21 protein-coding genes are annotated in these 19769 nt (G+C 67.7%); 12 read left to right on the plus strand and 9 right to left on the minus strand.

From position 1 onward, the window contains the following. The first annotated feature begins 34 nt into the window (after positions 1–34). Both allB and ACSBP4_RS12635 read left to right on the plus strand, forming a co-directional pair. Positions 35–1405, plus strand: a complete 1371-nt coding sequence (gene allB, locus ACSBP4_RS12630) for an allantoinase AllB (protein WP_435552413.1) — start codon at positions 35–37, stop codon at positions 1403–1405. 135 nt (positions 1406–1540) lie between these two features. After that, on the plus strand, positions 1541–1780 hold the full coding sequence (locus tag ACSBP4_RS12635) for a hypothetical protein (RefSeq protein WP_006650388.1): 240 nt from the start codon (positions 1541–1543) through the stop codon (positions 1778–1780). Positions 1781–1787: 7 nt separating this feature from the next. Here ACSBP4_RS12635 and ACSBP4_RS12640 read toward each other — a convergent pair whose 3' ends face one another. Further along, complete coding sequence (locus ACSBP4_RS12640) at positions 1788–2858, minus strand: quinone-dependent dihydroorotate dehydrogenase (protein WP_435552414.1); 1071 nt, start codon at positions 2856–2858, stop codon at positions 1788–1790. 75 nt (positions 2859–2933) lie between these two features. After that, positions 2934–4292, minus strand: coding sequence for an MmgE/PrpD family protein (locus tag ACSBP4_RS12645; RefSeq protein ID WP_435552415.1), 1359 nt, complete (start codon positions 4290–4292; stop codon positions 2934–2936). Positions 4293–4455: 163 nt separating this feature from the next. Between ACSBP4_RS12645 and ACSBP4_RS12650 the strand changes: the two genes are divergently transcribed. Continuing rightward, the gene (locus tag ACSBP4_RS12650) at positions 4456–4839 is read left to right on the plus strand and encodes a MaoC/PaaZ C-terminal domain-containing protein (protein WP_006650391.1); all 384 of its coding nucleotides are present in this window, start codon (positions 4456–4458) and stop codon (positions 4837–4839) included. Positions 4840–4842: 3 nt separating this feature from the next. On the opposite strand, the gene ACSBP4_RS12655 is transcribed toward ACSBP4_RS12650, so the two are convergent. The 7 genes from ACSBP4_RS12655 to ACSBP4_RS12685 form a co-directional block, all read right to left on the minus strand. Further along, entirely contained in the window at positions 4843–6021 is a 1179-nt protein-coding gene (locus ACSBP4_RS12655) for a CaiB/BaiF CoA transferase family protein (protein WP_435552416.1), read from the minus strand. Next, the gene (locus ACSBP4_RS12660; protein WP_435552417.1) at positions 6022–6600 is read right to left on the minus strand and encodes a MaoC family dehydratase; all 579 of its coding nucleotides are present in this window, start codon (positions 6598–6600) and stop codon (positions 6022–6024) included. 26 nt (positions 6601–6626) lie between these two features. Next, on the minus strand, positions 6627–7832 hold the full coding sequence (locus ACSBP4_RS12665) for an acyl-CoA dehydrogenase family protein (protein WP_435552418.1): 1206 nt from the start codon (positions 7830–7832) through the stop codon (positions 6627–6629). Positions 7833–8018: 186 nt separating this feature from the next. Further along, positions 8019–9653 (minus strand): class I adenylate-forming enzyme family protein, encoded by a 1635-nt coding sequence (locus ACSBP4_RS12670; protein ID WP_435552419.1) that lies wholly within the window; start codon positions 9651–9653, stop codon positions 8019–8021. A gap of 138 nt (positions 9654–9791) precedes the next feature. After that, positions 9792–10121 (minus strand): (2Fe-2S) ferredoxin domain-containing protein, encoded by a 330-nt coding sequence (locus tag ACSBP4_RS12675; protein WP_006650396.1) that lies wholly within the window; start codon positions 10119–10121, stop codon positions 9792–9794. After that, on the minus strand, positions 10118–10891 hold the full coding sequence (locus ACSBP4_RS12680; RefSeq protein ID WP_435552420.1) for a CbtA family protein: 774 nt from the start codon (positions 10889–10891) through the stop codon (positions 10118–10120). Before ACSBP4_RS12680 ends, ACSBP4_RS12675 begins: the two co-directional genes overlap by 4 nt. Continuing rightward, positions 10891–11076: a CbtB domain-containing protein gene (locus ACSBP4_RS12685; RefSeq protein WP_006179558.1), complete on the minus strand. Its 186-nt coding sequence runs from the start codon at positions 11074–11076 to the stop codon at positions 10891–10893. Before ACSBP4_RS12685 ends, ACSBP4_RS12680 begins: the two co-directional genes overlap by 1 nt. A 243-nt stretch (positions 11077–11319) precedes the next feature. Between ACSBP4_RS12685 and ACSBP4_RS12690 the strand changes: the two genes are divergently transcribed. From ACSBP4_RS12690 to ACSBP4_RS12730, 9 genes are read left to right on the plus strand one after another with little or no spacing between them, the layout of a single operon-like run. Further along, on the plus strand, positions 11320–12351 hold the full coding sequence (locus tag ACSBP4_RS12690; RefSeq protein WP_049966379.1) for a monovalent cation/H+ antiporter subunit E: 1032 nt from the start codon (positions 11320–11322) through the stop codon (positions 12349–12351). Next, complete coding sequence (locus ACSBP4_RS12695; RefSeq protein WP_006179556.1) at positions 12348–12629, plus strand: cation:proton antiporter; 282 nt, start codon at positions 12348–12350, stop codon at positions 12627–12629. The genes ACSBP4_RS12690 and ACSBP4_RS12695 overlap by 4 nt, the downstream gene beginning before the upstream one ends. After that, positions 12626–13009: a monovalent cation/H(+) antiporter subunit G gene (mnhG, locus tag ACSBP4_RS12700; RefSeq protein ID WP_006650399.1), complete on the plus strand. Its 384-nt coding sequence runs from the start codon at positions 12626–12628 to the stop codon at positions 13007–13009. The genes ACSBP4_RS12695 and mnhG overlap by 4 nt, the downstream gene beginning before the upstream one ends. Beyond that, entirely contained in the window at positions 13006–13545 is a 540-nt protein-coding gene (locus ACSBP4_RS12705) for a DUF4040 domain-containing protein (protein WP_006650400.1), read from the plus strand. The genes mnhG and ACSBP4_RS12705 overlap by 4 nt, the downstream gene beginning before the upstream one ends. Beyond that, positions 13546–14073, plus strand: a complete 528-nt coding sequence (locus ACSBP4_RS12710) for an MnhB domain-containing protein (RefSeq protein ID WP_006650401.1) — start codon at positions 13546–13548, stop codon at positions 14071–14073. Continuing rightward, complete coding sequence (locus ACSBP4_RS12715; protein WP_435552421.1) at positions 14066–14443, plus strand: cation:proton antiporter subunit C; 378 nt, start codon at positions 14066–14068, stop codon at positions 14441–14443. Before ACSBP4_RS12710 ends, ACSBP4_RS12715 begins: the two co-directional genes overlap by 8 nt. Continuing rightward, a complete protein-coding gene (locus ACSBP4_RS12720; protein ID WP_435552422.1) occupies positions 14436–15983 on the plus strand; it encodes a monovalent cation/H+ antiporter subunit D family protein in 1548 nt (515 codons plus the stop codon). Before ACSBP4_RS12715 ends, ACSBP4_RS12720 begins: the two co-directional genes overlap by 8 nt. Continuing rightward, positions 15983–17902: a proton-conducting transporter transmembrane domain-containing protein gene (locus tag ACSBP4_RS12725; RefSeq protein WP_435552423.1), complete on the plus strand. Its 1920-nt coding sequence runs from the start codon at positions 15983–15985 to the stop codon at positions 17900–17902. Before ACSBP4_RS12720 ends, ACSBP4_RS12725 begins: the two co-directional genes overlap by 1 nt. Next, positions 17902–19755 (plus strand): Na(+)/H(+) antiporter subunit D, encoded by a 1854-nt coding sequence (locus tag ACSBP4_RS12730; RefSeq protein ID WP_435552424.1) that lies wholly within the window; start codon positions 17902–17904, stop codon positions 19753–19755. Before ACSBP4_RS12725 ends, ACSBP4_RS12730 begins: the two co-directional genes overlap by 1 nt. Positions 19756–19769: the final 14 nt, after the last annotated feature.

Below are 19769 nucleotides of genomic sequence, written 5' to 3' on the forward strand. Positions count from 1 at the left end.
AGCTATATGCGCCGCCCTCGGCAACCCCCGGGCAATGACCGTCGATCTCGTCGTGCGCAACTGTACCGTCGTCACGCCCGCCGGGCGGACGCCCGACGCGGGCGTCGCCGTCGAGGACGGAGAGATCGTCGCCGTCGGGCGAAGCGACCGGCTCCCCGACGCCGACCGCGTCCTCGACGCCGAGGGCAACGTCCTCGTGCCGGGTATCGTCGACGGCCACATCCACAACCGCGAGCCCGGCCTCGAGTACAAGGAAGACTGGGAGTCCGCGACGCGGGCCGCGGCCGCCGGCGGCGTGACGACCGTCGTCGGGATGCCCAATACGGACCCGGTCATCGACCGACCCGACCACCTCGAGTTGAAGTTCGAACGCGGCGAGGCCTCGGCTCACGTCGACTTCCAGAGCTACGCGGTCGTCACGTCGGAAAACCTCGATCTCATCCCCGACATCGACGAGGCCGGCGCGCTCGGGTTCAAGATCTTCCTCGGCTCGACGGTCGGGGACGTCCCGCCGCCGAACGACGGCGAGATCATAGAGGCGATGGAGAAGATCCAGGAGACCGGCAAGCGCCTGGGCTTTCACGAGGAGAACGGCGAGATCATCGACCACTACACCGAGAAGTTCCAGGCCGAGGGCCGAAACGAGCCGATCGATCACTCCCACTCCCGGCCCGTGATCGCCGAACGCGAGGCCGTCGAGCGGATGATCACCTTCGCCGAGGAGACGGGCGCGAAGATCCACATGTTCCACGTTTCCTCCGGGTCGGCCGCCGAGGCCGTCGCCCGCGGCAAGGACCGCGGCGTCGACGTCACCGCCGAGACGACGCCACACTACCTCTGGTTCACCGAGGACGTCATGCGCGAGAAGGGCAACCCGGCCCGCATCCAGCCGCCGATCCGAAACGCCGCGGAACGCGAGCAACTCTGGCGGGTCGGGATCGACGACGGCGCGATCGACTCCATCGCCACCGACCACGCGCCCCATACCCCCGAGGAGAAGAAGGTCGACGATCCGTTCGGCAATACGTGGGAGGCGATCTCGGGCTTCGTCGGCCTCGAGACCGAAATCCCGGTCATGCTCACGTTCGTCGATCAGGGCCGACTCACGATGGAGGAGTGGGTCCGCCGCCACTCGACCCGGCCCGCTCAGATCTGGGGGATGTACCCCCGGAAGGGGTCGCTGCAGGTCGGCACCGACGCCGACTTCACGATCGTCGATCCCGACCGGGAATGGACGCTCGAGGACGCCGACGAACTCCACTCCAAAAACTGCGTCACGCCGTTTATCGGCGAGTCCTTCACCGGGAAAGCGGTCGCGACGGTCGTCCGCGGCGAGATCGTCGCCGAGGACGGCAACGTCGTCGGTGAGTCGGGGTACGGCACCCGTGTCGACGTCGATACCTGAGTGAGGCGGCGTCCTCTGTCCCTCGACGATCGTCGAAGTCGAATTGGCCGTTTCCCGTGACAATTCTCAGTGCCTGAAAGTAGCAACCTGTTTATATTCCCGTTTCGGCCTTCCGATGCCGACAGGGACCCCGCTATGACCGATTCAGACTCTCAGACGGACGCAGGCGACGAAACGGATGGTACGGACAAGACGGAACAGCTTCGGTCGCTGTATCTCTCCGTGACCGACGGCGACGCCGAGCCGGTCGTCGAGACACAACGGGAGGGCTCCGACCGCCGAGAAATCGACGAAGCGCGGGCCGACGAAGCCGTCGGACCGGCCGAACTCCACGGGCTCGACGACGCGATCGACGACCCCGAACCCGCCGACTGACTCTCCCTTACTCGAGGTCCGCACCGACCGCGTCCTCGACCGACGAGAAGCCGTCGCGCTCGAGCAACGCGGCCAGGCCGCGGTTGATCCGCTTTGCGGTCGAGGGGCCCTGATAGACGAAGCCGGTATACAACTGGACCAGCGAGGCACCGGCCCGGATCTTCTCGTAGGCGCTCTCGGCGGAATCGACGCCGCCGACGCCGACGATCGGCAGGTCGCCGTCGGTGTACTCGGCGAGCGACCGAATGACGGCCGTCGAGCGGTCCGTGATCGGCTTGCCGCTGAGCCCGCCCCACTCCTCCTGCCGGGGCGACTCGAGTCCCTCGCGGCTCGTCGAGGTGTTGGTCGCGACGATGCCGTCGAGGCCGAACTCCTGAACGATGTCGACGAGATCGAGGATCGACTCCTCGGGCTCGTCGGGACCGATCTTCACCAGTATCGGGACGTCGCGGCCGTTCTCGGCCTCGAGGGTCTCGAAGATCGCCCGCAGATGCTCGGGCGATCCCTCGTCGAACTCGTCGGGCGTGTTCGGACAGGAGACGTTGACCACGACGTAGTCGGCAAAGGGCGAGAGCCGGTCGAAGACCCGGCGGTAGTCCTCGATCGCCTCGCGCTCGCTCGAGGAGTTCATTTTGCCGACGTTCACGCCGAGCGGAATCCCGGGCGTGCCGTCTGCCTCGAGCCGCGATTTGACCCGTTCCATCCCCTGGCCGTTGAAGCCCATCCGGTTGATCATCCCCTCGTCCTCGCGCAGGCGGAAGAGCCGGGGCCGGTCGTTGCCCGACTGCGGATACGGCGTGACGGTACCGATCTCGACGAAACCGAAGCCAAGCGCTGCGAGCGCGTGGGTCACTTCGGCGTTCTTGTCGAAGCCGGCGGCGACGCCGACCGGGTTCGGGAACGTGGTATCGAAGAGATCGACCTCGAGGGCCGGATCGTCGTACCGATACGCATACGAGAGCGCCGCCCGCGTCGGTCGCGTCGACTGGGCCGCCCGGAGCGTCCGTTTGCCCAGGTCGTGGGCCGTCTCGGCCGGCAGTTTGAACGCGAGGGGGCGGACCCGCGAGTACAGCGTCATTGCCGGGACGTGGGGGCGGCCGACAGGTAAACGTCCCGAAGCGGCGCGCCCGGTCGCTCGAGGGGCCGTCCGCAATCAAAGCGACTCGAGGACGTCGCTCACGTCCGCGACCGATCGCAGGTCCGAAAGCGCTGCCAGCGTATCGTCGGTGGCGACCGCAGCCGGCGCGCGGTCGGCACACATCCGGAACTTCTCGCGCAGTTCGTCCATCGAGAGCGGGTCGTCGTGGGTGCCCGGCGGCCGCTCTCGGGTGCGTTCGTACGTCTCGCCGCCGCGGGTCGTCACCGCGACGCGGGCGGCGTTGGAGTCGTAGGCCAGCTCGTCGTCGACGGTCAACGTGACCCGCCTGCGGACGGTCTGGACCGCCGGCTCGTCGATATTGGCCGCGTCGAAGGCGGCGAGTCCGACGTCCCGGCGGGCGATCGCGCGCCCGATCAGGTACGGCATCGAGAACTTCGCCTCGAGCCCCGTCTCCGGATCGTCGTGGGCCAGCGCGTCGGCCGCGCCCTGCGAGGCCGTCACGGTCACGTCGTCGATCGCGTCGGGTTCGAGGTCGTACTCGTCGGCGAGCCCGATCGCCGCGTAGATGGCGGCGTGGGTGTAGTAACAGCACGGATACTTCTTGACGTCGATGCCGTCCTCGAGGATCGACCAGCGGTCGCCGAGGGCGGGCAGGGCCCCCAGGTCGGGCTCGCCGTCGCCGCGATAGAGGTCGAAGAAGCCGCGCTCGCCGTCGATCGCCGTCGAATCAGCGGTCGCGCCCTCGGCGGCGAGCAGGGCTGCGGTCGTCCCGGAGCGGGCGGCCTGGCCCGCGTGGACCGGCTTGGTCGTCGAGCCGAAGTTGCGCTTCAGACCGGCCGGCATCGAGGCGGCGATCGAGAGCGCGTGTGCGGTCCGTTCGGCCGAGAGATCGAGCAAGTTCGCTACCGCCGCCGTGGCACCGAACAGGCCGATGGTCGAGGTGGCGTGCCAGCCCCCCTCGTAGTGTCCGGGGCTGATGGGAGCTGAGAGGTAGTGTTGGGTCTCGAAGCCGGCGACGAAGGCCGTCAGCAGGTCCCGGCCGCTCGCGCCCTCGCGCTCGCCGACCGCTAGCAGCGGGGCGACCATCGGTACGCTGGGGTGGCCGTCCATCGCGGCCAGCGCGACGTCGTCGAAGTCGAGCGCGTGGCCGGCGGTCGCGTTCACGAAGACGGCGTCGGAAAGCGGCAGTCGGTCGTCGCGACCGAGAACCGTCGTCTCGCCGTGGCCGTCGCTTGCCGTGGCCGCAGCGATACTGCCGGCCTCGGCGTCCGCGCCCGCGAGGGTCACGCCGACGGTGTCGAGAATCGCCCGTTCGGTGAGTCGAAACGCGTCCTCGGGAACGTCGGCGGCGGCAAGCGAACTCACGAACGTCGCGAGGTCGGTCGCGACCCCGCCTGCGTCTGCGTCCGTCATGTCGTATCCGTCTCTCGGGCAGCGGCATAATCGTGGCCCCGCCGGTCGGGTTTTTGACCGGTCGCCGCCTCGAGGCCGGCCCGACGCGACGCCGCGACGGAGTCTCGCACGCACCGCCGCGTCCACAGGCAGTTTTAGTATCGTGGCCACACGGGACAGTCGTATGCACGAGCCGACCGAAGGCGACCGCCATTCCTTCGAACGGGCGTTTACGACCGACGACGTCCGCCGGTTCGCCGACCTCTCACAGGACACCCAACCCCGTCACACCGAGCCCGACGCGGACGGCCGGCTGCTGGTCCACGGCCTGCTGACCGCGACGCTGCCGACCAAGATCGGCGGCGACCTCGAGGTGCTGGCCAGGACGATGACCTTCGAGTTCGTCCGGCCGGTCTACACCGGCGAGACGATCGCCTGTACGCTGACGATCACGGCCGTCACGGAACGGGACGACCGCTACGACATCGAGGGGGAGGTCGTCTGCGAAAACGAGGACGGCGAGGCCGTCCTGACCGCGAGCCTCGAGGGACTCGTCGAGAAGGCGTAGGTTTCAGATCACGTCCGCGTCGCGCAACTCCGCGATCTCCGCGCTCGAGTAGCCCAGCGCCGCGAGGACGTCGTCGGTGTCCTCGCCCAGGTCGGGCATCGGTTCGGCCGCGAACTCGAGTTCGCTCGAGTCGATCGGGGTGTCGACGTAGGGAACGGGGCCGTCCGCGGTCTCGAACTCCTTGACGAGATCGAGGTGGTCGGCCTGTGGATGCTCGAGGACCTCGTCGAGTCGGTTGACGTCGCCCCACGGGATGCCCGCCTCGGCCAGCCGTTCGGCCCAGTAATCGCGGGGGTGGTCGGCGATCAGGTCCTCGATCAGCGGCTCGAGGGTCTCGCGGTTTTCGACGCGTTGCTCGTTGGTCGCGAATCGCCCGTCCTCGAGCAGGTCGGGGCGCTCGAGGACGTCCGTACAGAGCAGTTCCCAATGGGCCTCGCTGAGGATGGCGAAGTTGACGGCCCGGTCGTCGGCCGTCTCGTGGGGACCGTAGGGGGTCAGCAGGTGATGGCGCATCCCGATCCGTTCGGGAATCTCGTCGTTGTGCCAGTACTTGTGGGGGAAGTAGCCGAGCCACGAGAGGATACCGCCGAACATCGTGACGTCGAGTTCCTGGCCCTCGCCGGTGCGCTCGCGGTGAAAGAGCGCGAGCAGCGTCGAGATCGTGCCGTAGGTCGCGGCGTTGATGTCACAGATGCTCAGCGGGATCTTGGCCGGGGCGTCGGGCGAGCCGTTCATCGGAATGAGGCCGGTCTCGCCCTGCATGACCATATCGTAGGCCTTGCGGTCCTCGTAGGGGCCGTCGCGGCCGTAGCCCGAGATATTGAGGTAGATCACGTCGTCGTTGTACTCGGTCACGTCTTCGTAGCCGACGCCGAGCCGTTCGACCACGCCCGGCGAGTAGTTCTGGACGATCACGTCGGCCTCGGCGGCCAGTTCGTGAAAGACCGCGCGGCCCTCGTCGGCTTTCAGGTTCAACTCGACACTGAGCTTGTTCCGGTCGACCCAGACGTGGGCCGACGAGTCGCCGTAGACGGCCGTGTCCCAGTGGCGGTTGACGTCGCCGACGCCCGGGCGCTCGACCTTGATCACCTCCGCGCCGAAGTCCCCCAGCAGCCGCGTACACAGCGGCGCGCTGATCCCGCTCTCCAGACTGACGACCGTGACGTCCTCGAGCGCGAGCATCTACAGCTCCTCCGGCTGCGTGCCGATTCCTTCGGGCCAGCCCGGCGGCTCCGCCGCGGAGGGCTCGGCGTGTTCCCGTTTCAGCACCATCGGGGTCCGCTCGAGCGAGAGGACGAGGTCGTCGTGCTGGTTGTACGCCCGGAGTTCGGTCTCGACGATGCCGACGTGGTCGCGGGACTCGAGTTCGCGCTTCGAGCGGACCTCGCTCTCGGCGAAGAGGGTGTCGCCATGAAAGACGGGGTTGTGGTGGCGAACGTCGTCGTAGCCGAGATTGGCCGTCGCGTTGACCGAGACGTCGACGACGCTCATCCCGACGGCCGTCGCAATGACGACGAGTCCGTTGACGAGGCGCTCGCCGAACTCCGTCTCCGCCGCGTAGGCCTCGTTGAAGTGCATCGGGTTGCAGTTCATCGTCACGTTGGTCAGCCAGACGTTGTCCGTCTCGGTGACGGTCCGGCCGAAGGGGTGCTTGTAGATGTCGCCGACCGCGAAGTCCTCGTAGTAGCGGCCGTGCCAGCCCTCGACGAGGCGTTTGTCGGTCGATTCGTCCGCGTCGTCGGTGTCGCTGTCGTCGGTCATTGTTTTGGGTAGCGAGCAGTCGTCGATCAGTACGAGCGGGGCAGCCCCAGCACGTTCTCGCCGATGTAGTTCAGTGCGAGCTGCTGGGTGATCGGCACCAGCCGGGTCAGTCGGGCCTCGCGGAAGTAGCGCTCGACGTCGTACTCCGTCGCGATGCCGAACCCGCCGTGGGTCTGGACCGCCGCGTCGGCCGCCTCGTAGGCCGCGTCGGCCGCGAGGAACTTCGCCGCGTTCGCGTACGCGCCCAGATCCACCTCCTCGTCCGAGGCCGCCCGGTCGGCCGCGTTGTAGGTCAGTTGCTTCGCCGCCTGCAGGCGCGCGTAGGCCTCCGCCAGCGGGTGCTGGATCGCCTGATTCGAGCCGATCGCGCGGTCGAAGACCTCGCGGTTGGTGGCGTACTCGACGGCCCGCTCGAGCGCCAGCCGGCCCAGCCCGATGCACTCGGCGGCGATGACGAGCCGCTCCTCGTTGAGGCCATCAAGCACCTGATAGAACCCGTCGCCCTTGACGCCGATCAGGTTCGATTCCGGGACTCGCAGGTCGTCGAACCAGAGTTCGAACGAGTGGACGAAGTCGCTCGCGGACTTCGGGATCGGCTCCATCTCGAGCGCGCCCTGCTCGTGGGCGTCCGCGAGGTCGACGAGAAACATCGAGATGCCGCGGGTGCGCTTGTCGACGTCAGCGAGGGGCGTCGTCCGCGCGACGAGGACGATGTAGTCGGAGACGTCGACGCGGGAGGTCCAGATCTTCTGGCCGTTGATGACGTATTGGTCACCGTCTTTTTCCGCGCGCGTCTCGATCGCCGTCGAGTCCGAGCCGGCGTTGGGCTCCGTGAGGCCGAACGCCTGGATCGACGTCTCACCGGCCGCGACGTCGGGGAGGAGGTCGTCTTTGATCTCCTCGCTGGCGTATTCGACGATCGGCACGGAGTTGTACACGCCGCCGTGGACCGCCTGTGCGGCGCTGAAGCCGCCCCCGTTGGCGGCGATCTCCTCCATCATGACGACCGTCTCTCGAGTGCCCATCCCGGCACCCCCGTACTCCTCGGGGAGCAGGATCCCCATCCACCCATGATCCGCCAGCGCGTCGACGAACTCCTTGGGGTATGCCCCCTCGTCGGCCCGCCGACGCCAGTACTCGCGGTCGAAGTCCGCGCAGATCTCCCGGATGTTGGACCGAACCAACTGCTGGCGTTCCGTCAGTGCCACCGCGTCGCTGAGGAGTCGGGCCATTGGGGGATGATCTCTCGGTCGGAAGAAAAGCGTTATGTGATACCGTGGCTCGGAGGCACACTCGCCGACCGTAACGGCCGCATCTGTTCCTCACCGACGCGTCGATCCGCTTTCCGACAGCGGGGTTCGGACGGCGATCCGACCGCTCGAGGCGACGCCCCGACTCGCGGCTGTGCAACCGCGTGGTCAGTTCTCGAACCGGTCGCGGACCCGATCCCTGAGGGCCGTCTTCCGGACCTTCTCCCCGTTCGGCCCCTCGGTCGTCGGGAACTCGTCGACGACCTCGAGCGCCTCGGGCACCTTGTAGTCGGCGACGCGGGCCTCGAGGAACGCCTCGAGGTCGTCGGTCGGGACCTCGCCATCGGCGGGGACGACGAACGCGACCGGGACCTCGCCATGGCGCGGATGGGGCGCGCCGACGACCTCGCAGGCGCGGACGGCGGGGTGGTCCTCGACAGCGGCCCCGATCTCGCGGGGCGCGACGAGAAAGCCCCGGACCCGCAGGGCGTCGTCGAGTCTCGAGCGGTAGTAGACGTAGCCGTCGGCGTCGATCTCGGCCAGATCGCCAGTATAGAACCATCCCGCTTCGTCGAAGGCCGCGGCCGTCGCCTCGGGCTTGTCGAGGTAGCCGTCGGCCAGCGGGTAGCCCCGGATCGCGAGTTCGCCCTCCTCGCCGGCCGGCAGTTCCGCGCGCGTTTCGGGGTCGACGATTTTCGCGTCGATCGCCGGATAGATCGGCGGGCCGCCGACCCGTTTGCGCCGCTCGGCGGGGTCGACCGGGTCGCCGACGAAGAGCTGGCTGTTGGCCTCCGAGAGGCCGTAGGGCTGGACGACCGGGAAGCCGAACGTCGACTCGATGCGCTCGAACAGCGTCTCGTCGAACCCCTTGCTGATGAACCCCACCACGCCTTTGTCGATCGTCTCGACCCGCGTGGCGTCGAAGGCGTCGGCCTCGAGCATCCGTTCGAACATCACGCCCAGCCCGGTGAGATAGGTGGCGTCGTACGTGTCGACCAGCCGGATCGTCTCACCGGGGTCGAAGTGAGTCTGTGCGACGAGCGTGCCGCCGGTCGCGAGAACGCTGAACAGCGTGTTGTAGCCCCAGATCCCGCAGAACGGCAGCGTCGCGACGCCGACGTCGCCCCCATCCACGCCGAGGTGATCCGCGACGTGTGCGGAGTGGTTCAACAGCGACCGGCTCGACTGGAGACAACCCTTCGGATCGCTCGTGGTCCCGCTCGTGTAGAAGATCGCCGCCGGGGCCGCGGGATCGGACGCGGGCTCTACGTCGTCGCTCCCCCGCGCTCGCCCCGTCGCCACCACGTCGTCGTAGTCACGCAGCGCCGGGCGTTCGGCCGCCGACTCGAGGCTGACGACCGCCTCGAGGGCCGGAAACGAATCGGGATCGAACGCCTCGGGTGGTCCCGCGGTGATCTCGGGAACCGCCGCTTCGAGCATCTCGTGGTAGTCCCGCCCGAGCAGAGCGTCCTCGGTGACCAGCACCGACGCACTCGAGTCGGCGAGCATGTACTCGAGTTCGTGGCTCCGGTAGCGGGTGTTGACCGCGACGGTCGCCGCGCCCAGCATCGAGGTCGCCAGTTGGCAGGCGATCCACTCGGGGCGGTTCCCGAGCCAGACGGCGACGACATCGCCGTCCGAGACGCCCAGTTCGGCGAGGCCGGCCGCGAGCGCGCGGCTCTCGGCGAGCAGGTCGTCGTACGTCCACGTTTCGCCCTCGAAGACGATGGCCCGCTGTTCCGGCCGCTCGGCCGCGACCGTCGCGATCCCCTCGTAGATGGTTTCGTCTGGCCACGTGAGCATTAGGCGTGCTATCACAAACCACGGATAAAACGGTTGCGTGCCCGGCCGTCTTCGGTTCCCGACTCGGGCGGCCGTCGCAGTTTCGGTGTTACCGCAGGACAGTCGCGTCGTTCCGCGAAATCCGGATGGCGGACCGGCTCAGGCCTCGCCGACTCGTTCGGCGTCCGGCCCGAAGACCGACTCGAGCAACGTGGGGACGTCCTCGGGGGAGACGTCCGAGTACCAGCGGTTTCGCGGCTGGATCGTGATCGCGGTCCCGTCCTCGCTACAGAGGCCGAGACACGAGGTTTCGCTGACCGAGACGGCGGTCCAGAAGGCATCTCGCTCGCGCAGCCACTCCTTGACCGCCGCGGCGGTCTCGTCGGCACCGACCGCACCACAGCTTGCGTGTTCGCCGTCCCGGTCGTTCGTACAGACGAAGACGTGGGCATCGAGCCGTTCGGTGTGTTGCTCGGTCCGGTCGTTCATGGACTCATCAGCAGGTCGTCGTGGCGCTCGGCTGCCGGCTGCGCGCCGGCCCGCGTCTGGAGCCAGCCGAAGCAGGCGGCCACCAGCGCCCAGAGCGCGGCCTGACTCAGGACGGTCAGTCCGCGGAACGCGGTCACCAGTTCGGCCGACAGCGCGCCGGTCTCGACGATCGTCGGTGCCGCCACCGTCGCGACGGCGACGAGCGCGACGATCGGGACCGCGGCCACACCGACCCCAAGTGGCCGGTTCTCGGGAGACAGGCGACCGTAGCCATAGACCGACGCCGCGGCGACGACGGCCCCGACGGCCATCATCCCGGCGTAGATCGCGCTTCGCAGCGTCGGGTCGAACGCCAGTTCGGCCCCGGGCGTCGTCGGCGGCAGCACCAGCCACGGGGCGACCGAGACGGTCAGGAAGCCGGCCGCGGCCAGCACGTAGGCCTTGACACGTCCGCGGCCGGGCAGCGCCGGCTCGAGGAAGTAGAAGGCGAGCGCGAATGCGCCGCCGAGCAGGATCCCCCAGAGAACGCCGCTGCCGATGCTGACGGCGGCGGTCGTCGCCTCGCTGACCGTGTGGGCGTGTTCGCCGGCGGCCTGAGCGTGTTCACCCGCCTCGTGTGCGTGTTCACCGGCGTGGGTGTGGTCGCCGCCCTCGGCGCGCGTCTCCATGTAGCCGACGAGGGGGTTCGCGACCAGCGCCACGTAGGCTCCGTAGGCGATCCCCGCGATCGCCCCGGCGAGGACGCCCCGCTTGAGGTAGTCGGCGAGCATCAGTGACAGATGACGCCGGCCGCGTGCCGGAAGTTATGCATCGCGTCGTGAGCCAACGGCTCCTGCAGGAACAGCAAGGCGAACGTCGCTGCCGCGACGAACGCGAAGACGGCGAGCAGTTGTCCGGTCGTGAGGTCGTCACGCGCGGTCCCGATACGATCGTGGACGGTGTCGGTCGTCGTCATGCAAGTCAGTTTTCCCTACTGAAACTCCGATTGTAAAACTACCGATCGTCCGACGCCGGCACCGTATTTCCCCATCGTCGACCGTACGACCGAACGGAACTCGAACCGTCACGAACGATCCGAATGAATTCGACGGATCGGGCGACTGCTGGGGAATAACGAAATCGTTTTCCTACGGCTGACGCTTGACTCGACCAACGAGAGTCATGCATATCCAACGACGGTCACCCGGAGGGAACGGCCGTGGCGGTTGAACGCCTGCTCGTCCCGCTGTCGGACACGGTGACCGTCCGACAGACGGTCGGTTACGCCGTCCAGTCGGGCCTCGAGCGCGCCGACTCGCTCGAGTGTCACCTGGTCGTTGCCCTTCCCTACGACGACGACGTCCCCGAGAGCGCGCGCCAGCACGAGGACGCCGACGACCTGCTGTCGCGGGCACGCAACTGGGTCGAGGAGGACGCCGGCGAGGCCGACGTGACGATCGAGACGGCGACGCTGGGCGCCGACGAATACCTCTTCGGTCCCCGTGACTACGCGGAGATCTTCGACGCCTACGCCGCCGAGAACGACCTCGACCGAGTCGTCCTCGATCCCGAATACGAGCCCGGCGTCACCGCTCGCATCCTCCAGCCCCTCGAGCGGGAACTCGACCGGATCGGACTGGCCTACGACGAGGCACCGGTCGAGCGCTCGACCCGCCGCGGCCGACTCACGGGGAGCGAGGACTTCGACCGGCTGTTCGCGACGTTCATGATCTCCTACGGCTTCTATCTCGTCCTGGGCGATCCCACCTACTGGTTCGATCTGGTTACCGGCGCGGCGGTCGCGGGCATCGTCGCCATCTCGCTTGCGCGGGTGACGTTTTCGGTGCCGCTGGACCGTGTCCAGTCGCCGATCCGGGTCGTCCGCTTTGCCCTCTATATCCCTTACCTACTCTGGGAGATCGTCAAGGCGAACATCGCGGTCTCGGCCGTGATACTCCGGCCGTCGATGCCCATCGAGCCGACGCTGACGCAGGTCGACTCCCGAGTCAGAAGCGGGCTACCCCTGACCGCACTGGCAAACAGCATCACCCTCACCCCGGGCACGCTGACCGTCCGGGCCACCGACCAGCGGCTGCTGGTCCATACGCTGATTCCCGCCGCCCGTGAGGACCTCTTCGACGGCGGCTTGGAGCGAGGGATCAGATTCGTCTTCTACGGCCGCGAGTCGGCCGCGATCCCCTCGCCGCGCGAACGCGACGACGCCGAGATCGTCGGAGGTGACGAGCTGTGACGCCGGTCCCGCTCGAGGACGTCTTCCTCGCCGCGGCCGGCCTGTTCGTCGTGCTGGCGATCGCGATGTTCTACCGGGCGGTCGTCGGGCCGACCACGCAGGACCGACTGCTTGCGGTCAACGTCCTCGGGACGAACACGGTCGTCATCCTCGCCCTGCTGGCAGCGGGACTCGACCAGCGGTGGTTTCTCGACGTGGCGTTGATCTACGCCCTGCTGAACTTCCTGATGTCGGTCGCCATCTCGAAGTTCACCGTCGAGCGGGGTGGTGTGCTGTGATCGAACCGACCCCGCTGCAGGTAACCCTCGAGACGGTCCGGTTCTGGGCGATCGTCGCCCTGCTTGGACTGGGCGTGTTCTTCACGCTCGTCTCGACGATCGGCGTCCTCCGACTGCCGGACATCTACGCGCGGGCCCACACCGCCTCCCAGACGGACACGCTCGGGGCGGGCTTTGCGCTGGCCGGCGTCGCCCTGGCGTTCGGTTGGCAGCACGCGGCGGTCTATACCGTCTTGCTGCTGTTTTTCGTATTCATCACGAACCCGACGGCCGCCCACGCGATCGCGCGATCGGCGGCCGAGACCGGCGTCGAGCCGATCCTCGCCGAGGAGGGCGAACCGGACGATTCGACCGCCGAAACGGAGGGCGAGACTCGATGAGCCTCTTCGTCTACTCGCTCGTCGCGTTCGTCCTCGCGACGGCGGTGGCGACGGCACTGTTTCGCGACGTGTTATCCACGATCATCGTCTTCGGGGCCTACAGCCTCGGGATGGCGATCATCTATACGTTCCTGCTTGCCCCGGACGTGGCGATGACCGAGGCCGCGATCGGTGCCGGCGTCACGACGCTGTTGCTCTTGCTGACGATCGCGCGCACGACCCGGCCCACGACCGACCGGCTCAGAGAGCGGATCCACGTCCCGGCGGTCGTCGTCGTCGGCGCGTTCGTCCTCCTGCTGTGTGCCGCGGTCCTGCCGGAGATGTACGCGGTCGGAAGCACGGAGACACCCGTCTGGTCGAACCCCGACGTAACCCAACACTACATCACGGAGACGTACCACCAGACCGGCGTCGAGAACGCCGTCACCGCCGTCCTCGCCGCCTACCGTGGGTTCGACACCTTCGGCGAGGCGGTCGTCGTCTTCGCCGCCGGCGTCTCGACGCTGCTGGTTCTGAAACGAGAGGTGTTCGCCTGAATGACCGACTACGACGATACCTACACCGAGAGTCAGGTGATCATGACCGCCGTCAAGATCATCGCACCGTTTACCCTCACCTACGGGCTGTTCATGACCTTCCACGGCGGCGACGCCCCCGGCGGCGGGTTCCAGGGTGGGACCATCGTCGGCGTCACCGTCCTCATGCTCGCCTTTGCCTTCGGGATCGACCCGACCCGCCAGTGGCTCCGCAACTCCGTTATCACCGGCCTCGTCACTGGCGGCGTCGTCATCTTCGGCGCGATCGGGCTGGGGATGATCGCGCTGGGCGGGGAGTTCCTCGAGTTTTACAAGCTCAAGGCGGTCTTCGATATCAAGCCCAAGTGGGGGCTCGAGGCCGTCGAGATCGGCGGCATCTCGCTGATCGTCTCGGGGGTCATCATCAGCCTCTTCTTCACGATGGCAGCGGGCTTTACGTCCGACCGGCCCAGCGGCACCGGCGGCGTCAGCGGCGTCGACGACGACGCGCCGGACGCGGCCGAGCCGGAGGTGAGCGACGATGATTGACCTGCTGACGAGCCACTACCTCTACGTCCTGACGTTCGTACTGCTCGGACTGGGGATCTACATGGTGATCGCCAGCGAAAACCTCGTGAAGAAGCTGATCGGGGTGAACCTGTTCCAGACGGCCATCTTCCTGTTTTTCGTCGCAATGGCCTACATCGACGTCGACGGTGCCTCGGCACCGATCGTTCCCCACGAGGGCACGCCGGGCGAGGTCATGGTCGCGAGCCCGCTGCCGCAGGTCATCGTCCTGACCGCCATCGTCGTCGGCATCGCACTGACCGCGGTCGGGCTGGCGCTGATTATCCGGATCTACTCGGAGTACGGCACCCTCCGCGAGGACACCCTTCGGGAGGTGCGTGCCGATGAGTAGTATCGACCTGCTCCCGCCGCTGTTGATCGCCGCCCCCATTCTGGCGGCGACGCTGCCGATCGCACTCGGGCTGTGGTTCGACCGGGCCGGCTGGTCCGTCGCCGCGGCGACGACCAGCGGCCTGTTCGTCGGAGCCGTCGCCCTCGCGAACGCCGTCTACACCGACGGGAACGTGATCCACCGGCTCGGGGGCTACCCCCGCGAGTACGGGATCGAACTCGTCGCCGACGAGTTCTCGATGCTGATCGTCCTGCTCGTGACCGCCGTCGCCGCCGGCGTCCTCGCGTTCACGCGCCGGGGCGGCCCGCGCGGGAACACGTTCTACACCGCCTACCTGCTGCTGGTCGCCGGTCTGCTGGGCATCTCGCTGACCGGCGACGTGTTCAACCTCTTCGTCTTCCTCGAGATCTCGAGCATCGCGACCTACGCCTTGGTCGCCAGCGGCGACGGCCCCGAGGCGGCGGTCGCGGCCCTGAAGTACCTGATCCTGGGGACCGTCGCCGCCTCGATGTACCTGATCGGGGTCGCGTTCGTTTTCATGGCGACGGGGACGCTCAACATGGTCGAACTCGCCGGCGCCATCCCCGAGGCCAACACCACCCTGATCCGGGCCGGCATCGCGTTCATGATCGTCGGCTTCGCCGTCAAGGTCGCCCAGTGGCCGCTGCACACGTGGCAGCCAAGCGCCTACCAGCGGGCCCCCGACGGAGTGACGCCGCTGATAGCGGCGCTCGTCTCGACGGCCTCCGCGTACGCGTTCGGCCGCATCATCGTCACCGTCCTCGGGGTCGAGTACCTCGCGGGCACGCCGAACGTGGCTCCGATCGTCCTGACGATCGGTTGCGTGAGCGTCCTCGCCGGCACCGTTCTGGCGGTGATCCAGACCGAGGTCAAGCGGATGCTCGCCTACTCGTCGGTCTCGCAGTTCGGACTGGTAATCGCCGCCTACGGCGTCGTCATCGCCGGCGAGTCCGAAACCGCGCTGATCGGTGCCGCCATCCATCTCATCGGACACGGCGTGTTGAAAGCCGGCCTCTTCCTTGCGGCCGCGCTCGTCGCGACGAGCTACGGCGCACGCACTGTCGACGAATACGCCGGTCTCGCCAAACGGCGGCCGTTCGTCGCCGGCTCCATGGCCGTCCTCCTGCTGGCGCTGGTCGGCGTCCCGCCGGGCGTCGGCTTCGTCGGCAAGTGGTACATCGCCGTCGGTGCCGTCGAATCGCAGCTCTGGCCCGTCGCAGCCGTGATCTTCCTCAGCACCATGCTCACCCTCGCCTACGCCGCTCGCCTGCTCGAGAAGATGTACTTCACGCCGTCGGCACCCGCCGACGCGAGTCGTCCGGGGCCGGCCGCGACCGACGGCGGAACGGCCGACACCGACGCCGCGGCCGCGATCCGCGGCGCGGGGGCGGCTGATCCCGTTTCGATCGGCATGATCGCCGTCGTCGTGGTCGCTGCCGTCGTCGCCGTCGCGCTCGGCTTCGCCGGCGGCACGATCGCCGACCTGCTCGAGCCGTTCCTCACGGAGGTGTTCAACTGATGGTCGCAGACATCCGCCCGCTCGCGGCCGTCCTCGTCTCGGCGGTCGCGATCGTCCTGATCGTTGCGTCGCATCGCCGGCCGAACCTCCGTGAAGGGTGGTCCGTCCTGGCCGCCCTCGGGAAGTTCGCCATCGTCGCGAGCATGCTGCCGGCCGTCATGGACGGGACCGTCTTCAGATGGAGCCTCGCCGACTCGACTGGCGTCGAGTTCCTCGCGGGACTGGACTTCGCCCTGCGGGCCGACCCGCTGGGGATCTTCTTCGCCCTGCTCGCGAGTTTCCTGTGGATCTTCACGTCGTTCTACGCGGCGGGCTACATGCGCGGGCTCGACGAACACTCCCAGACGCGCTTCTTCGCTTCCTTCGCCGCCAGCCTCTCGGCGGCGGTCGGCATCGCGTTCGCCGCGAACCTGGTGACCATCTTCGTCTTCTACGAACTCCTGTCGCTGGTGACCTACCCGCTGGTCGCCCACAACGAGGACAGCGAGGCCCGCATCGCCGGCCGGAAGTACCTCACCTACACGTTCTTCGGCGGCGGGGTCTTCCTGCTCGCCGGCACCGTCATGATCTACTGGCTGACGAGCCTCGTCGGCGATCCGACGCTGGCCTTCGAGGCCGGCGGGATGGAGGCGCTGGCCGCCGCGGCACAGGCGGAACCGGTCTACGCACAGGCCGCCTTCTTCCTGCTGATCGCCGGCTTCGGCGTCAAGGCCGCGCTGATGCCGCTTCACTCCTGGCTCGCGGATGCGATGGTCGCGCCGACGCCCGTCTCCGGGCTGCTCCACGCCGTCGCGGTCGTCAAATCCGGCGCGTTCGGCATCGCTCGAGTGATCCTCGAGGTCTACGGGCCGGGACTCATTTACGATCTCCCGCTCGATGTGCCGGGAATCGGCGAAATCGGGCTCAACATCCCCGTCGCCATCGTCGCCGCGTTCACGCTGACTGCGGCCAGCATCATCGCGATGCGGAAAGACCACCTCAAGCGCCGGCTGGCCTACTCGACGACGGCCCAGCTCTCCTACATCGTCCTCGGACTCTCCTTGCTGCACCCCTATACCGTGGTCGGGGCCCTGTTCCACATCCCTGCCCACGCGTTCGCGAAGTTGACGCTGTTCTTCTGTGCCGGGGCGATCCACGTCGAGACCCACACGGACTACATCAGCGAGATGGCCGGCATCGGCAAACGGATGCCGCTGACGATGGCGGCGTTCACGATCGGCGCGGCCGGCATGGCCGGGCTCCCGCCGGTCGCCGGCTTCGTCAGCAAGTTCTACATGTTGATCGGCAGCGCGGACGTCGGCGGCAGCTACTGGCTCTTTGCCGGCGCACTGTTGCTCTCGGCGGTGCTTAACGTCGGCTACTTCTGGCCGGTCGTCTACACCGCCTTCTTCGAGAGCGAGGACGGCCACGACGCCAAACCGCTGCTCGAGTTCCCGGCCGGCGGGCTGGTTCAGTCCTACCGCACCGAGGCGGACGACGTCGCCGCCGACGGCGGTCGGCCGACCGACGGCGAGGCCGATGCGCCTGCCGGCGACGCGGACGCGACCGAGCCGGAACGCGCCGCCGCAGCCGACGACGGCGACTACGAGTACGCCGTCGACGAGTACCCGAGCGACGCCGACGTCCCCGTGGGCGAGCAAGTCAGTGCCGTCGACCACCACGGCAACCACGACGACCACCTCACCGGCGGCCCGCCGGCCGACGTCTGGCAGCGCCGCTCGCCGTTTACCGAAAGCACGTGGCTCATGCTCGCGCCCATCGCCGTCATCGCGACGGGCGCGGTCGTCCTCGGAGTCGGCCCCGACTACGCGGTCTTCCTCGAGCTGGCGACGCGGATCGCCGAGGAGGTCTTCGGAATGCCCTTCGAGGAACTGGGGACCGTCCCCTTTGACGAACTCATGACGGAGGTGAACAACTGATGGAACTCGAAGTCCTGTCGCTTGCGTACCCGCCGCTTTTGATCTTTGCGGCGGCACTGCTCGTCCTCGTCCTGCCCCGGATCGCCGGCTTCACCGTCGGCGCGCTCAGTCTGGCGGCCGTCCTCGCGATCTCGCTGGTCGCGCCGGAAGGCCAGCACCTGGCCGGGACCTTCCTCGGGTTCGAGGTCGTCCCCTACTACATCGACGACTTCTCCCGAATGGTCGGGCTCGGGCTGGGCTTCCTCGGGGTCTGTAGCGTCATCTACGCCTACTCGAGCGAGGCCAGTACAACGCTGGTCGCGTTCGCGCTCGTCTACGTGGCCTCGTCGGTCGGCGCGGCCTTCGCCGGCGACTGGCTCGTCTTGTTGTTCATGTGGGAGCTGATGGCCGTGACCAGCACGCTCGTGGTCTGGCATTACGGCGGCGACGCGGTCCGGGCCGGCTTCCGGTATGCCCTCTTCCACGGCACCGGCGGCGTCCTCGTGATGTTGGCAGTCGCCGCCCACTACGTCCAGACGGGCACCTTCATCTACGACGGGACCGGGATCGCGGACGGAATCCCGGCCCTGCTCGCGGTACTCGGAATGGGCGTCAACGTCGCCTTCATCGGCGTTCACACGTGGCTGCCCGACACCTACCCGCGGCCCCATATCGCCGCCTCGGTGTTCCTCTCGGTCTACACGACCAAGACCAGCGCGTTCGTCCTCTACCGGGCGTTCCCGATCGGTGCCGAGAGCGACCTCGGTATCTACATCGCGTACATGGGCGGCCTGATGTCCGTCTACGGCGCGACCTTCGCGCTCCTCCAACACGACATGCGGGCGCTGCTCTCCTATCACATCCAAGCCCAACTCGGCTACATCGTCGCCGGGATCGGCATGGGTGCCTGGATGATCGAGAGCGAAATCGCCGTCGCTGGCGCGATGAGTCACCTCTTCAACAATATCCTGTTCAAGAGCTTGCTGTTCATGGCCGTCGGCGTCGTCATCTATCGGACCGGCGAGGAGGATCTGTACGAGCTGGGCGGGCTCTGGCGCGAGATGCCCCTGACCGCGATCGGGTTCGGCCTCGGCGCGCTCTCGATCACCGCGATTCCCGGCTTCAACGGGTACGTTAGCAAGGGGATGCTCTTCGACGCAGCTGATCCCCACTACTACGGAATCGAGGCCTCCGAGCCGCTGTACTGGCTGCTCTGGCTCGGCGCGATCGGCACGCTACTCTCCTTTATCAAGCTCGGGTACTACGTCTTTTTCCACGGCGAGAGCGACGTCTCGGTTCCCGACGCCAAGCCCGGCCAGACCGTCGCGATGCTCGGCCTCGGCGCAGCCTGCGTCCTCTTCGGGGTCTGGTGGGAAGGGCTGGCCGACCTCGCGCCGACGCTGCACGCCCACGGCGGCGGTGAGTTCACGTTCGCCTACCCGAACGACGAAGGCCACATGCATCCCTACAGCACGAGCCACCTCCAGACGGCGGGCATTCTGACTGCCGTCGCCGCGGTCACGTTCGTCGTCGTTCGCAAGCCCCTCTCGAAACTCGATCTCGGGGATCCGGCGATGATCGTCTACCCCGTAACCTACCACGTCAGCCGATGGACGATGCTCGCGGTGACCGAGATCTACGCTGCCGTCGACCGAGTCGTCGTCGGCGGCGTCAAGCGCTGCTACTGGATCGGAAACAATCCCGTCCTCGCGGTCGACGCGGCCGCACGGCGGCTCCCGCTGGTCGACGTCGAGGAACGGCAGCCGACGGACGGCGGCCGGCCGTCGACGATCCACCTCCGAACGAGCATCGGAACGACCGTCCTCCTACTGACGCTCGTCCTGACGGTGGTCCTCTGGCTGCTCGTCGTCTGATCGTTCGACGACCG

Source organism: Natrinema sp. CGMCC1.2065 (genome assembly GCF_051225675.1).
Taxonomy (GTDB): domain Archaea; phylum Halobacteriota; class Halobacteria; order Halobacteriales; family Natrialbaceae; genus Natrinema; species Natrinema thermotolerans.

What these genes read in the sequence shown, in the direction of transcription:
- allB (WP_435552413.1), top strand. Translation starts at nt 35, where the DNA reads ATGACCGTCGATCTCGTCGTGCGCAACTGTACCGTCGTCACGCCCGCC.
- ACSBP4_RS12635 (WP_006650388.1), top strand. Translation starts at nt 1,541, where the DNA reads ATGACCGATTCAGACTCTCAGACGGACGCAGGCGACGAAACGGATGGT.
- ACSBP4_RS12640 (WP_435552414.1), bottom strand. Translation starts at nt 2,858, where the DNA reads ATGACGCTGTACTCGCGGGTCCGCCCCCTCGCGTTCAAACTGCCGGCC.
- ACSBP4_RS12645 (WP_435552415.1), bottom strand. Translation starts at nt 4,292, where the DNA reads ATGACGGACGCAGACGCAGGCGGGGTCGCGACCGACCTCGCGACGTTC.
- ACSBP4_RS12650 (WP_006650391.1), top strand. Translation starts at nt 4,456, where the DNA reads ATGCACGAGCCGACCGAAGGCGACCGCCATTCCTTCGAACGGGCGTTT.
- ACSBP4_RS12655 (WP_435552416.1), bottom strand. Translation starts at nt 6,021, where the DNA reads ATGCTCGCGCTCGAGGACGTCACGGTCGTCAGTCTGGAGAGCGGGATC.
- ACSBP4_RS12660 (WP_435552417.1), bottom strand. Translation starts at nt 6,600, where the DNA reads ATGACCGACGACAGCGACACCGACGACGCGGACGAATCGACCGACAAA.
- ACSBP4_RS12665 (WP_435552418.1), bottom strand. Translation starts at nt 7,832, where the DNA reads ATGGCCCGACTCCTCAGCGACGCGGTGGCACTGACGGAACGCCAGCAG.
- ACSBP4_RS12670 (WP_435552419.1), bottom strand. Translation starts at nt 9,653, where the DNA reads ATGCTCACGTGGCCAGACGAAACCATCTACGAGGGGATCGCGACGGTC.
- ACSBP4_RS12675 (WP_006650396.1), bottom strand. Translation starts at nt 10,121, where the DNA reads ATGAACGACCGGACCGAGCAACACACCGAACGGCTCGATGCCCACGTC.
- ACSBP4_RS12680 (WP_435552420.1), bottom strand. Translation starts at nt 10,891, where the DNA reads ATGCTCGCCGACTACCTCAAGCGGGGCGTCCTCGCCGGGGCGATCGCG.
- ACSBP4_RS12685 (WP_006179558.1), bottom strand. Translation starts at nt 11,076, where the DNA reads ATGACGACGACCGACACCGTCCACGATCGTATCGGGACCGCGCGTGAC.
- ACSBP4_RS12705 (WP_006650400.1), top strand. Translation starts at nt 13,006, where the DNA reads ATGAGCCTCTTCGTCTACTCGCTCGTCGCGTTCGTCCTCGCGACGGCG.
- ACSBP4_RS12710 (WP_006650401.1), top strand. Translation starts at nt 13,546, where the DNA reads ATGACCGACTACGACGATACCTACACCGAGAGTCAGGTGATCATGACC.
- ACSBP4_RS12715 (WP_435552421.1), top strand. Translation starts at nt 14,066, where the DNA reads ATGATTGACCTGCTGACGAGCCACTACCTCTACGTCCTGACGTTCGTA.
- ACSBP4_RS12720 (WP_435552422.1), top strand. Translation starts at nt 14,436, where the DNA reads ATGAGTAGTATCGACCTGCTCCCGCCGCTGTTGATCGCCGCCCCCATT.
- ACSBP4_RS12725 (WP_435552423.1), top strand. Translation starts at nt 15,983, where the DNA reads ATGGTCGCAGACATCCGCCCGCTCGCGGCCGTCCTCGTCTCGGCGGTC.
- ACSBP4_RS12730 (WP_435552424.1), top strand. Translation starts at nt 17,902, where the DNA reads ATGGAACTCGAAGTCCTGTCGCTTGCGTACCCGCCGCTTTTGATCTTT.